This is a genomic window from Actinomycetospora sp., from assembly GCF_036497245.1.
In the GTDB taxonomy this organism is placed as follows: domain Bacteria; phylum Actinomycetota; class Actinomycetes; order Mycobacteriales; family Pseudonocardiaceae; genus Actinomycetospora.
The window spans coordinates 61,279-73,372 of record NZ_DASXJS010000279.1 but is presented as its reverse complement, the minus strand read 5'-3'; the positions used below and the strand labels follow the sequence as shown (position 1 = coordinate 73,372).

The following is a 12,094-nucleotide window of genomic DNA, read 5'->3' as shown; positions in this document are numbered from 1 at the left end:
GAGCCGTGGCTCGAGCACGACGAGCGCTACCGGCGCACCGAGGAGTTCATCTCCTGCCTCAAGGGCATCTGGGAGCAGGACCACTTCGAGTTCCGGGGCGACTTCTACCGCTTCCACGACTACTCGCTGAAGCCCAAGCCGCTGAACACCCCGGAGCGCCCGCACCCGGAGATCTTCCAGGGCGGCAACTCGACGGCGGCGCAGAAGATGGCCGGTCGGGTGTCGGACTTCTACTTCTCCAACGGCAAGGACTTCGACGGCGTCACCGAGCAGCTGGACGTCATCAACGCGACCGCGGCCGAGCACGAGCGGACGGTGAAGTTCGGCCTGAACGGCTTCATGATCGTCCGGGACACCGAGAAGGAGGCCCGGGACACCCTGCGCGAGATCGTCGACAAGGCCAACGTCGAGCAGGTCGAGGGCTTCCGGCAGGCGGTGCAGCAGGGCGGCGCGTCGGCCCCGGACAAGAAGGGCATGTGGGCCGACTCCTCGTTCGAGGACCTCGTGCAGTACAACGACGGCTTCAAGACCCAGCTCATCGGGACCGCCGAGCAGGTCGCCGAGCGGCTGGTCGAGTACAAGAAGCTGGGCGTCGACCTGTCGCTGCTGTGCTTCCTGCACGTCAAGGAGGAGATCGAGCAGTTCGGCGACAAGGTCCTGCCGATCATCCGCGAGATGGAGGCCGAGCTGCCGGAGCGTCAGCTCGCGCAGGCGTAGGTGCGCTTCGCGCTCGTGAGCACTGATCCGCCCTATGACACGGAGGAGTGCTCACGAGCGCTCGCGCGCCTCGCCGCGGCACCCAGGCGTATCGCGTAGACGACGGCGCTGCCCAGGAACAGCACCCCGGTGATCAGCAACCAGTGCTCGTAGATGCCCGCCATGCCCAGCCCCGCGGTGAAGCGGAACGCCTCCTCCCCGCGCTGCGTGATCGTGGGGAAGTAGATGAGCCCCAGCACCGCCGAGCCGAGAACCGGCACCCGCACGTGGTTGATCGCCGGGACCAGCGGAGGGCGGCGGGGGGCGACCCTGCGTCGGGCCCACCGGCCGATCGTCAGCGGCTGGTCGGCCAGGGCGTAGAGCGGGTAGAGCACCAGGTCGTGGGCGAGCACCGCCCCGAGGAACCAGATTCCCAGGGAGAGGGCGCTCGGGCCGGGGAACACGAACGAGACGACGTACCCGACGAGGGCGAAGCACGCCACCATGGCCAGCAGGTGCAGCGGGTTCTCGCCGTAGAAGGAGCGCCAGGAGCGCAGCACGGTCCGCATCATGCGCTCCGGAAGTCGATCGAGGCGACCCACTTGGTGTTGTGGACCCCTGGCAGCGCCGGGACGATGACCCGCGCCGGGTAGCCGTGGTCCGCGGTGAGGTCGACGGTCTGTCCGCCCTCGTTGCCCACCCGCAGGGCCAGCAGCGCCTCCGGGTTCAGCACCTGGTTGGACTGCAGCGTCGCGCGGGCGAAGGCCCCCGTCGTCTCGATCGACTGCACGAGGGCGTTCTCCGGTCGGGGGACCCCGGCGAGCGCGGCGAGGTCGCGCAGCCGGACCCCCGTCCAGGTCCGCGTCACCGACCACCCCTCGACGCAGGCGATCGGCAGCGTCGCGGTGTGCTGGGGCATGTCCAGGAGTGCCTGGCGGCTCAGCGAGACCTCGCTCGACCCGCCCGTCAGCCGCAGCCGCCACCCGTCGTCGAGGGCCGTCGGGTTGATCCCGGACCCCGCGAACGTGCGGTTGATCTGGAAGTCGTTCGGACCGGTGCCGTAGGACTGTCCGCGCGGCGAGAGCAGCGCCAGCGGCCGCAGCGCGTCCCAGGTCTGGCCGATGCTCAGCACACCGACCAGGAGGCTGCCGCCGCCGACCATCCCGATCAGCCCACGCCTGCTCAGCGTGGGCTTGTTCGGGGCCAGCGCCGCCAGCCCGGTGTGGTCCATCGGTTCGGGCTCGGTCTCGGCGGGGGAGTCGTGCAGCCAGCGTCCGAGCGCGCCGGTGCCTCCCGGCCCGACACGGAGCGCCCCGAGCATCGTCGGCAGCTTGATCGCCACGTGGACGACGAAGCCGGCGATGAAGACCCAGGCCCCGTAGTAGTGGGCGGTGTAGAAGCTGAAGCCCCACGAGTAGTCGTACTGGCTGTTCATCAGGCCGGTGATGAACTCGAAGAGGATCCCGCCGACGAGGGCGAGCAGGGCGACGCGCTCGAGCAGCTGGGCGGCGCTGCGCACGGGCGGCCAGGCGAAGAGCTTGGGCACCACCGACCACAGCTTGGCCAGCACGACCGGCGTCAGGACCATGCCGAGCGTGACGTGGAAGCCCTGGGTGAGCCGGTAGAACCACGACGGGTTCGACGGCCAGTCGAAGAACGGCAGGTGCAGGTACCCGACGTCGCCGGGGATCGCCTGGCCGAACTGCGGTCCGTAGGCGATGTAGGACATCAGCCCGGTGAGGATGACGATCGGCAGCCCGACCAGGAGCATCGCGCCGAACACCGAGGTCAGCCAGGTCCCGCGCAGCGGGCTGCGCCACGTCCTCGGGTCCGCGGGCGGCGGCACCGGGATGCGGGCGAGACCGCGCCAGAGGGCCCGGGGGAAGCCGTACTCGGGCTCGGGGGCGGCCCGTGGCGGCGCCGGAGCGTCGGCCTGTGCAGGGTCGGCGAGCGCCACGGCCCCGTTCCCGGTGACCGCCTCGCCCGGTGTCGCCGTGACCGCCTCGTCCGGTGTCGGCGTGGCCGCCTCCGACGGCGCGCGCTCCTCGTCGGGGTCGGTCCCGGTCCCGGTGGGTCCCGCGCTCGTCATGCCGGGACCCTAGCGGAGACTGTACCTATCGGTACAATCTCGGTGTGGGTGTCGACGAGGCTTCCCGGTGGAGCCGGCCGCCGACGGCGCGGGGACGTCGGACCCGGGAGCAGATGGTCGAGGCGGCAGCCGGGCTCATGCAGGCCCGCGGGATCGCCGCCACCGGCGTGAGCGATGTGCTGACCGCGACCGGCACGGGGAAGTCGCAGCTCTACCACCACTTCGGGGACAAGCGCGGTCTCGTCCTGGCCGTCATCGACCACCAGCTCGCACGGGTGCTCGGCGCGCAGCCCCGGCTCGGGCCCGCATCCGACGGGGACGTCGCGGCGTGGGCGGACGACCTGCTCGCCGTGCACCGGGGCGGCGACGGCCCGCTGAGCTGCCCGCTCGGGGTGCTCAGCAGCCAGGTCGACGACGACCCGGTGCTGCGCGCGCACCAGGCCGCCGCCTTCGACCACTGGCGCGACGGCCTGGCCCGGCTCGTGTCCCGGGGCCGTGAGCGGGGGACGGTCGGCGCCGTGGGCGATCCCACCGTCCTCGCCGGGGCGCTGCTCGCGGCCGTGCAGGGCGGCCTGATGCTCGCCCGACTGGCCCGCCACGTGGCTCCGCTCGAGATCGCTCTCGACGCGGCACTGCTCCATCTCGGTGTCCACCGCCCCTCCCCATCGGACCGTCCACCTCACGAGGAGCGCGAGGTGTGACGACGGCCCCCATGTGAACGTCCGGGGCTCAGCGGGTACCGGTTCATCGCGACGGGGCGGGGCAACCCGCCCGGGAGACGGTCCCCGAGACGAAGGAGTTCCAGTGGCCGACAACATCTACTCGAAGACGGAGATCGTCGGGACCTCGGAGAAGGGTGTCGACGACGCCATCCAGGGCGCCATCAAGCGCGCCTCGGAGACCCTGCGCGAGATCGGGTGGTTCGAGGTGACCGAGATCCGCGGTCACATCGAGAACGGTGCCGTGCACCACTACCAGGTGACGCTGAAGGTGGGGTTCGCGCTCGAGGACACCAAGTAGCGGAGCTCGCCAGGACGTCGGGTCGGGGCGGCGCGGAAGCGATCGCCCGGCCCGCGTCCGCGAATGTTAGGTAAGCTCAATTCATGTGAGGCAACGGTGACCGCGGGGACGGAGCAACCGGAGTCGTCGACACCGGGCGGCGCGACGATGTTCGCGTCGCTGCGGAACCGCAACTACCGGCTCTTCGCCTCCGGCCAGGTCGTCTCGCTCGTCGGCACGTGGATGCAGCGGGTCGCCCAGGACTGGCTGGTCCTGAACCTCTCCGGCGGCAGTCCCGTCGCCCTCGGCGTCGCCGCGGCCCTGCAGTTCGGGCCGACCCTGCTGCTCTCGCTGTTCGGCGGCGCCTTCGCCGACCGCTACGACAAGCGCAAGCTGCTCATCGCCCTCCAGATCGGCATGGGCATCTGCGCGGTCACGCTCGGCGTGCTCGACGTGTCCGGCACCGCGACACTGCCGATCGTCTACGTGCTGTGCTTCCTGCTCGGCTGCTTCTCCGCGGTCGACGCGCCGGTGCGGCAGTCCTTCGCCGGCGAGATGGTCGGGCCGTCCGCGCTCACGAACGCCGTCGCCCTCAACTCGATGACGTTCAACACCGCGCGCATCGTCGGACCCGCCGTGGCCGGGCTGATGATCGCCGCGGTCGGCACCGGGTGGGTGTTCCTGGTCAACGCCGCGACCTTCATCGCCGTCGTGACCGGTCTCGCGCTGATGCGCCCGGCGGAGATGTTCTCCTACGAGAGGCGGCCGGGACGGGCGCTCGGCGCGGTGCTCGAGGGGCTGCGCGAAGTGCGGCACCGGCCGGACCTCGTCGTGCTCCTGACCGTGGTGTTCTTCGTGTCCACGTTCGGCATCAACTTCTTCATGACGCTCGCGATCACCGCGCGCACCGTGTTCGGGCGTGGCGCGGAGTCCTACGGGCTGCTGACCTCGGCGCTGGCGGTGGGCTGTCTGGCGGGCACGTTCGTCGCGGCGCGCCGGGTCGGGCGGCCGCGGTTGCGGACGGTGCTGCTCGCGGGCCTGTTCTTCGGGGTGGCCGAGCTGTTCACCGGCGTCATGCCGACCTACGCCCTGACCGCGCTGCTGCTGATCCCCACGGGCCTGGGCCAGCTGGTGTTCACGACGGCGGCCAACGCGGCCGTGCAGCTCGGGGTCACCGAGTCCATGCGCGGGCGCGTCATGGGCATCTACATGCTCGTCCTGCTCGGGGGCACCCCCGTGGGCGGCCCGGTGCTGGGGTGGCTCGCGGAGGTCCTCGGCGGTCGTGCGCCGCTGGTGATCGGCGGCGTGGCGACGGTCGCGACGGTGCTGATCGCCGCGGCCCTGCTGGCCGGGCAGGCGCGGCGCGTCGCGCGTCGCCCGGTCGCGCAGGCCTGAGCCCCGCGGCCCTCGATCACGGCCCCTACATCACGGGCCAGGCGTGCACCGGGATGTTGGCGCTCATGTGCGTCACGTACCGCTCCAGCATCCGGCGCAGGGCCATCGGCCGCGGGCACCCGTTCTTCTCGAGCGCGGCCACCATCTGGGTCTGCCAGGACGCCCCCGTGCACCCCGTGCGGCAGCGCGCCTCGATGACGGCGAGATAGCGCTCGGCGACCGAGGGGTCGACGTCCCAGGCCAGCAGGCCCTCCCGCGCGAGCGGGAGCAGCCGGTCGAGCACCAGCCGGTCGACGCCGATCGTGCCCTCGCCCGGCCAGAAGAGCTGGGCGTCCAGCCCGTGCTTCGCACCGGCGACGAAGTTGTCGTGCGCGGCGTCGAACGTCATCGAGCGCCATGGGGGGTGCTCGGAGTCGACGAGCGCCCGCACCAGCCCGTAGAAGAACATCGCGTTGGCCACCGCGTCGATCGCGGTCGGGCCGGCGGGGAGCACCCGGTTCTCCAGCCGGAGGTGCGCGACCCCGTCCGCGACGTCGTACACCGGGCGGTTCCACCGCCACACGGTCCCGGAGTGCAGGCGCAGCTCGTGCAGCGCAGGCGCCTGCCCCGCGTCGAGCGTCTCGACGGGGTCCTCGTCGTCGACCATCGGGAGCAGGGCGGGGAAGTAGCGGACGTTCTCCTCGAACAGGTCGGTCACCGAGGACGCCCAGCGGTCCCCGAACCAGACCCGCGGGCGGACCCCCTGGTTGCGCAGCTCGACCGGACGCACGTCGACGGCCTGCTCGAACAGCGGTACGCGGGTCTCGGCCCAGAGCCGATGGCCGAGCAGGAACGGGGAGTTCGCGGCGAGAGCCACCTGCACGCCGGCGATGGCCTGAGCGGCGTTCCAGTGCGCCGGGAAGGTCTCCGGGGTCAGCTGCAGGTGCAGCTGCAGCGAGGTGCACGCGGCCTCGGGGGCGATCGAGTCGACGTCGAGGACGAGGCGCTCGTCACACGACCCGGTTCCCGCCTGGCCGGGCGCCGAGATGTCCAGGCGGAACGGCTCGCCGCGGGCGTCGACCATCTGGCGGTTCAGCAGGTCGTAGCGGGGGTCGTCGGTGAGCTGGTCGGAGTCGAGGTGCTCCGCGCCCAGGGTCGGCAGGATGCCGATCGTGACCGGGGTGGCCCCGACGACCGCGGCCGACCGGCGGGCGCAGCCGATCGAGGACACGACGTCGTCCTCGAGGCGGCACGCGGCGGCCCCGGGGAGCGTGCGCGGCGGCAGGTTGATCTCGAGGTTCCAGCGGCCCAGCTCGGTGGTGAGCAGGTCCGAGGCGGAGCGGTCGAGCACCGCGTGATTGAGCATCGCCGGTTCCATGCCCTGGTCGACCAGGGCCAGCTCGAGCTCGACGCCGGTGCGCAGCTCGTCCGCGGCGAACTGCCCCTCGGCGACCATGCGTCGCAGGGCCTCGAGGCACCGGTGGACCTTGGTGCGGTACTGGTCGCGATCGGAGAGCACCGCACGGGAGACGACCCGACCCATCAGAGTCGGTTCCCGCCTCCCGGCGACCGGCGGTCGGGAGGTGGGCTGCCCACGAGGACGGCACCGCGGACCGACAGGATGACCGACGGATCGTCGGGAACCTGTGCCGAATTGGTCGGTACGGCGAACGGCCCCATCAGTGCCCGGCTCCCACTCTCGACCCGCACCTCGACGGCTGGACCGCCGCAGAGCCGGGACGCGCTCGCTTACCCCTGACGACCCGAGTCACGGTGACACAACCGTGTGTCACACACCAGGGAAGGCGACCGTTCGCCTCGTCATAGCGTCCGTTCAGCCGATCTTGTAGATCACGGCTGACCGTTGGACGCATGTGCAGACGCGGTGGTCGCACACGAGGGCGCGCGAGAGGTCAGGCGCCCCGCCCGAAGTCCTCCGGGGAGACGTTGTCGAGGAAGGCGCGGAACCGGTCGACCTCCTCCTCGTCGGGCACCGGCGAGGAGCCGTCCTCACCGGGCTCGTCGTCGTCGACGAGCACCCCGGCCTCCACGAGGACCGCCTCGGTGGCGTGGATCGGCACGTCCCCGTGCAGCGCGATCGCGATCGAGTCGCTGGGGCGCGCGGACACCCGCAGGCCCCGGTCGAAGACGAGGTCCGCGTAGAACGTGCCGCCCCGCACCTCGGTGATCTCGATCCGCTCGAGGGTGCGGCCGAGGGCGGACACCACGTCCGCGATGAGCACGTGGGTCAGCGGCCGCTCGGGGAGCCTGCCCTGCTGCTCCAGGGCGATCGCCTCCGCCTCGGCGAGGCCGATCCAGATCTGCAGGCAGCGCTTCCCCTCGGTCTCCTGCAGGAGCACCACGGGGTGCCGGTTCGTCTCCGACGCCGGTTGTTGTGCCGCGTCGTCGACGGCCAGCACGCCGACCACCCGCATCTCGCTCACGTCTCGCCTCCCGTGCCCGCGGACGGACCCGCCCGTCTGGTCGAGCTCCGCTGCGCCTCGTCTCCCGCCCGGCCGGGTGGAGCTCCGCTGCGCGTCATCTCCCCGGGTCTACTCCCATCCTGGCAGTCGGCGCCCGTGCCGTCAGGGCCCAGCCGTGCCGGGTGTGATCACGCCGGGCCGCGCCGCGCCGGCAGTCTGCCCCCGGCGTCCGCGGGAAGGGCATGCCCCCCGGAGCCCCCCGGCACACCCGCAGACGTGAACCGTGCCCTCCGATGGCCCCCGGGCGGGGAGATCGTGTCTGGAACGATGCCGTACGTGGTGCGGATCGTGGAGCTGGCCGGCCCGGCCCCCGACGACGGCGGGTCGCCCGATCTGGATCGTCTCGAGGACTTCCGCGACCTCTCCCGTGCCGATCGCCGGCCGGACCGGCCGGGCGGGCGCGGCCTGGTCCTCGCGGAGGGGACGGTGGTGGTGCGACGGCTGCTTGACTCGCCGTACCCGACGCGGGCCCTGCTGGGCGTACCGCGCCGGATCGCCGAGCTCGAGGGGGAGCTGGCCGGCCTCGACGCCCCGGCGTTCGTCACGGACGCGGACACCATGGCCTCGGTCGTCGGGTTCCACCTCAACCGGGGCGTGCTCGCGAGCGCCGACCGGGCCGTCGCCCCCGACCTGGACGCCCTCCTCGCGGGCTCACGCCGCGTGGCCGTGGCGGAGGGCGTGAACGACCACGAGAACCTCGGCTCGCTCTTCCGCAACGCGGCCGCGCTCGGCGTCGACGCCGTGCTGCTCGCGCCCGGATGCGCCGATCCGCTCTACCGCCGCAGCGTCCGGGTCTCCATGGGGCACGTGCTGCGGGTGCCGTTCCGCGGGGCGGACTGGCCCACGCTGGTCGCGGCCCTGCGCCGCGCGGGGTTCGAGATCGCGGCCCTCACCCCGACCGGTGACGTGACGCCGGAGACGCTCGCCGGGGTCGACCGGGTGGCGCTGCTACTCGGCGCGGAGGGCCCCGGGCTCTCGGACGAGGCCCTCGCGCTCGCCGACCACCGGGTGGGCGTCCCGATGGCGGCCGGGGTCGACTCGCTCAACGTCGCAACGGCGGCCGCGGTGGCCTTCCACGCGGCCCGGCCGGCAGGGGTGTCGTGACGGTCCTCGAGGTCGCGGCCCACCGCGGACGGGCGCTGGTGGGCGGATCGCCGATCGGGGTCGACGAGGGCGCCGTCGTCGGATGGGGTGCCTACGCCCCGGGGACCGACCTCCCGGAGGAGCTGGCCGAGCTGCTGGAGGAGTGGGCGCGCGCGGCGGACACCGTGGCGCACTCCGGGGCGACCACCCGGTCCGCCGAGGCGGTCCGGGTGAGCCGCACGGGTCGCCACCTCGCCGCGCGCGTCTCCGTGGCGCTGAAGCAGTCGGTGGACTACCGGGACCCCGTCACGGGCGTCCGCGTCCCCCTGCGGGCCGTGAGCGCCGTGTCACGGGTGCCGGTGGTCCCGCTGCCCGCGCGGGGCCGCCGTGGTCGCGGGCGGACGTCGACGGCCTTCAGCGAGCCCACGCCGTGGGCGACCGGTCTGACCCTGGCAGCACTCGTCGCGGGTCTGGTGCTGTTGGTGAACCTCACCCTGGCGGTGCCGATGGTGGCGGGCCTCGGGCTCGTCGGGCTGCTCATCGACCTCGTCGTGGCCGCCGGGCTGGTCCCCGCCCTCTGGCTCAACCGCCGGGTCCCGACGTGGCGCTGGGCGGTGTGGGGCGCCTTCGTGGGGATGGGGGTCGCGGTGGTGCCGCTGCTCGTCGTGGCCGTGGCGGGCGTGACCACCGGCTGACGGGCCGGTCAGGAGCGCGGTGAGCGCACCCCGAGCAGGACGTCCTCCCACGACGGCACGATCGGGTGCGTGCGTCCGCGGCCGCGTGGCCGTCCGTTCGGGTCGTCCCCTCCGCCGTCGTCGCGACCGGGGTCGGATCGGGACGGGTCGGCTCGGGACCCGTCCCGCGACGACTCCGGGCGGGACGGCTCCGGGCGGGTGCCCTCGCCGCCGCGGTGGCGCGCGGCGCCCGCGGCCCGCCCGCCGTCGCGGGACCGGCGTTCGGCGCCCCGCTGGTCGGTCGCCCGCTGCTCGGTGGCGCGCTGGTCGGCTCCGCGCTGGTCCGGGACGGACCGCGACCCCCGGCTGCCGCGCGCCGGTGACCCCGGTGGCGCGGACGGGCGCGCCTTCGCGGCGGACCGGGCAGGCGTCACCCCGCCCCCGACCGCCAGGGCGCCCTGCCCGAGGTGCTCGTCCTCCTGCTCGGCCCGCTCGATCCCGTCCGGGCCCGCGTGCGCCGGTGCGGCCTCGTCGGCCTCGGATCCGCGCGCGGCGGAGCCGTCGGCACGCCGCGGACCGGACGCGGGCGCGAGGCCCATCAGGTCGCGGGCCGGCTCGTCCCGCGGCGCGACGACGCCGCCCCCGGTGCCGGGGGTGAACGTCCAGTGCGCGAGGTGGTCGGAGTGACCGGTCCGCCAGGACAGCGCGACGACCCACGTGCCGTCCTCGCCCTTCCAGGCGTCCCACGACCCGTCGGCGAGGTCCTGGCCGCGCCCGCTGAAGGTGGCGGTGAGGATGTCGAGCAGCGTGTGCGCCTCGGGCGCGCCGCCCTCGGCGAGCGGATGCCCCCGGCCGGCCATCTCGGCCACCCGGGAGCGCTCGAGCAGCACCGGGTAGGCGAACCGCTCGACGTGCGCCGTCGGGACCCCCGCTCCGGCGGCCACGTCGGCGACCGACTCCCCACCGCGGATCCGCGCCTGGATGTCGCGCGGCCGCAGGGGGCTCGTCGTCTCGATCTCCATCTGTCCCAACCGGCGCACGTCACCGCGCGCGGCGGCGCGCAGCCGCTCGTCGGAGGGCACGACGAAGCGTTCGTGCCGGATCGGATCCTCGAGGATCACCGTCGAGGTGTCCTCGCCGAGGCCCACCACCCGGAGCTCGCGCATGGTCGGCCTCCCCGTCGCCCGTGCCTGCTCGGCGGCGTCGCCCCTGCCCGGGTCGGACCGCCTCGCACGACGACGCTAGGCGAGCACCCACCCCGTCCGGGGGAGGCGCGCCGGGTGTCGGCGACACCACCGGGGAGGTGCCTGACGGCTCGTGAGCAGTCGGCGCACTCATGGCCGCACTGACTGCTCACCTGGCCGAAGGCCACCTACAGGGCGCCCACGACGTGGTCGATGCACTCGGTGAGCTTGGTGACGTCGTCCGGGTCGATCGCCGGGAACATGCCGACCCGGAGCTGGTTGCGGCCGAGCTTGCGGTAGGGCTCGGTGTCCACGACGCCGTGGGCGCGCAGCACCTTCGCGACGGCCGCGGCGTCCACGTCGTCGGAGAAGTCGATGGTCCCGACGACCTGCGACCGGTGCGCGGGCTCGGTCACGAACGGCGTGGCGTAGGGCGACTTCTCCGCCCAGGCGTAGAGCCGGTCGGACGAGTCCTTGGTGCGCGCGGTGGTCCAGGACAGGCCGCCCGCGGCGTTCATCCACTCGATCTGGTCCGCGAGCATGATCAGCGTCGCGACGGCGGGCGTGTTGTAGGTCTGGTCCTTGCGCGAGTTGTCGACCGCGGTCGGCAGCGAGAGGGACTCGGGGATCCAGCGGTCGGTCCCGGCGACCTCGTCGACGCGGGCGAGGGCTGCGGGCGACATGATCGCGATCCACAGGCCGCCGTCCGAGGCGAAGCACTTCTGGGGGGCGAAGTAGTAGACGTCGCTCTGCGCCATGTCGACCGGCAGGCCGCCGGCACCCGACGTCGCGTCGATCGCCACGAGCTTGCCGTCGCTGCCCGCGGGACGGGCCACCGGCACGGCGACGCCGGTCGAGGTCTCGTTGTGGGCCCAGCCGATGAGGTCGACCGAGTCGTCGGAGCGCGGCTCGGGGGCCGTGCCCGGGTCGGACGACACGACGACGGGGTCGGCCAGGAAGGGCGCGCCCTTCGCCACCGACGCGAACTTCGAGGAGAACTCGCCGTAGGTCAGGTGCAGCGAGCGCTCCCGGATCAGGCCGACCGCGGCCGCGTCCCAGAACGCCGTGGTGCCGCCGTTGCCCAGCACGACCTCGTAGCCCTCGGGCAGCGAGAAGAGCTCCGAGAGGCCGGCACGCACCCGTCCGACCAGGGACTTCACCGGCTTCTGGCGGTGCGAGGTCCCCATGACGTCGGCCGCATCGGCGACCGCGCGCAGCTGCTCGGGGCGCACCTTGGAGGGGCCGCAGCCGAAGCGTCCGTCGGCGGGCAGGAGATCGGCCGGGATCGTCACTGATTCAGCGCTGGTCGTGGTCACGGGTGCCATCCTCCCAAGGGCCCGACGGCGCTGCTGTCGCCCACGTCACTGTGCGGCCCCGGCGGGGGGCGGTCTGTGTCGTCGGTCACGGGGTGTCCGATTCCGGACCCCGGTGCCTACCGTGGCCGGGCGCGCCGGGACCCGGCGCCGACGGGAGGGGAACAGCGGGTGGACTCAGCGACGGTTCCGGGCGCCG

General features: G+C 73.3%; 12 protein-coding genes. 6 read left to right on the top strand and 6 right to left on the bottom strand.

Annotation, left to right across the window (positions count from 1 at the left end; translation table 11 throughout):
* Positions 1-717 (top strand): LLM class flavin-dependent oxidoreductase (locus VGI02_RS28425; protein ID WP_331633331.1); only part of this gene is annotated, 717 nt, incomplete at its 5' end.
* A gap of 32 nt (positions 718-749) precedes the next feature.
* On the opposite strand, the gene VGI02_RS28420 is transcribed toward VGI02_RS28425, so the two are convergent.
* Both VGI02_RS28420 and VGI02_RS28415 read right to left on the bottom strand, forming a co-directional pair.
* Positions 750-1,256, bottom strand: coding sequence for a hypothetical protein (locus VGI02_RS28420; RefSeq protein WP_331633329.1), 507 nt, complete (start codon positions 1,254-1,256; stop codon positions 750-752).
* A gap of 8 nt (positions 1,257-1,264) precedes the next feature.
* Positions 1,265-2,785, bottom strand: coding sequence for a molybdopterin-dependent oxidoreductase (locus VGI02_RS28415; RefSeq protein ID WP_331633326.1), 1,521 nt, complete (start codon positions 2,783-2,785; stop codon positions 1,265-1,267).
* A 44-nt stretch (positions 2,786-2,829) separates the two neighbouring features.
* On the opposite strand from VGI02_RS28415, the gene VGI02_RS28410 reads away from it, so the two are divergent.
* The 3 genes from VGI02_RS28410 (at position 2,830) to VGI02_RS28400 (ending at position 5,179) form a co-directional block, all read left to right on the top strand.
* A complete protein-coding gene (locus tag VGI02_RS28410) occupies positions 2,830-3,486 on the top strand; it encodes a TetR/AcrR family transcriptional regulator (protein ID WP_331633324.1) in 657 nt (218 codons plus the stop codon).
* Positions 3,487-3,589: 103 nt separating this feature from the next.
* On the top strand, positions 3,590-3,805 hold the full coding sequence (locus tag VGI02_RS28405) for a dodecin (RefSeq protein WP_331633322.1): 216 nt from the start codon (positions 3,590-3,592) through the stop codon (positions 3,803-3,805).
* 96 nt (positions 3,806-3,901) lie between these two features.
* Positions 3,902-5,179: an MFS transporter gene (locus tag VGI02_RS28400; protein ID WP_414638395.1), complete on the top strand. Its 1,278-nt coding sequence runs from the start codon at positions 3,902-3,904 to the stop codon at positions 5,177-5,179.
* 25 nt (positions 5,180-5,204) lie between these two features.
* Here VGI02_RS28400 and VGI02_RS28395 read toward each other — a convergent pair whose 3' ends face one another.
* On the bottom strand, positions 5,205-6,701 hold the full coding sequence (locus VGI02_RS28395) for a glutamate-cysteine ligase family protein (RefSeq protein ID WP_331633320.1): 1,497 nt from the start codon (positions 6,699-6,701) through the stop codon (positions 5,205-5,207).
* Between the two features lie 370 nt (positions 6,702-7,071).
* Entirely contained in the window at positions 7,072-7,602 is a 531-nt protein-coding gene (locus VGI02_RS28390; protein ID WP_331633318.1) for a bifunctional nuclease family protein, read from the bottom strand.
* 306 nt (positions 7,603-7,908) lie between these two features.
* Here VGI02_RS28390 and VGI02_RS28385 point away from each other — a divergent pair, with 306 nt between their 5' ends.
* Together VGI02_RS28385 and VGI02_RS28380 are read left to right on the top strand one after the other, a co-directional pair.
* On the top strand, positions 7,909-8,745 hold the full coding sequence (locus tag VGI02_RS28385) for a TrmH family RNA methyltransferase (RefSeq protein ID WP_414638396.1): 837 nt from the start codon (positions 7,909-7,911) through the stop codon (positions 8,743-8,745).
* Positions 8,742-9,419 carry a DUF2537 domain-containing protein gene (locus tag VGI02_RS28380; RefSeq protein WP_331633314.1) on the top strand — a complete coding sequence of 226 codons (678 nt, stop codon included), beginning with the start codon at positions 8,742-8,744 and terminating at the stop codon, positions 9,417-9,419. Before VGI02_RS28385 ends, VGI02_RS28380 begins: the two co-directional genes overlap by 4 nt.
* Positions 9,420-9,427: 8 nt before the next feature.
* Here the strand turns inward: VGI02_RS28380 and sepH are convergent, their stop codons facing one another.
* Both sepH and serC read right to left on the bottom strand, forming a co-directional pair.
* Positions 9,428-10,564: a septation protein SepH gene (gene sepH / locus VGI02_RS28375; RefSeq protein ID WP_331633311.1), complete on the bottom strand. Its 1,137-nt coding sequence runs from the start codon at positions 10,562-10,564 to the stop codon at positions 9,428-9,430.
* Between the two features lie 206 nt (positions 10,565-10,770).
* The gene (serC, locus tag VGI02_RS28370; RefSeq protein WP_331633309.1) at positions 10,771-11,898 is read right to left on the bottom strand and encodes a phosphoserine transaminase; all 1,128 of its coding nucleotides are present in this window, start codon (positions 11,896-11,898) and stop codon (positions 10,771-10,773) included.
* Between the last annotated feature and the right edge of the window lie 196 nt (positions 11,899-12,094).

Bases quoted from the DNA above. Each gene is read 5' to 3' on its own strand.
- VGI02_RS28395 (WP_331633320.1), bottom strand. From the start codon at position 6,701: ATGGGTCGGGTCGTCTCCCGTGCGGTGCTCTCCGATCGCGACCAGTAC.
- VGI02_RS28385 (WP_414638396.1), top strand. From the start codon at position 7,909: ATGCCGTACGTGGTGCGGATCGTGGAGCTGGCCGGCCCGGCCCCCGAC.
- VGI02_RS28415 (WP_331633326.1), bottom strand. From the start codon at position 2,785: ATGACGAGCGCGGGACCCACCGGGACCGGGACCGACCCCGACGAGGAG.
- sepH (WP_331633311.1), bottom strand. From the start codon at position 10,564: ATGCGCGAGCTCCGGGTGGTGGGCCTCGGCGAGGACACCTCGACGGTG.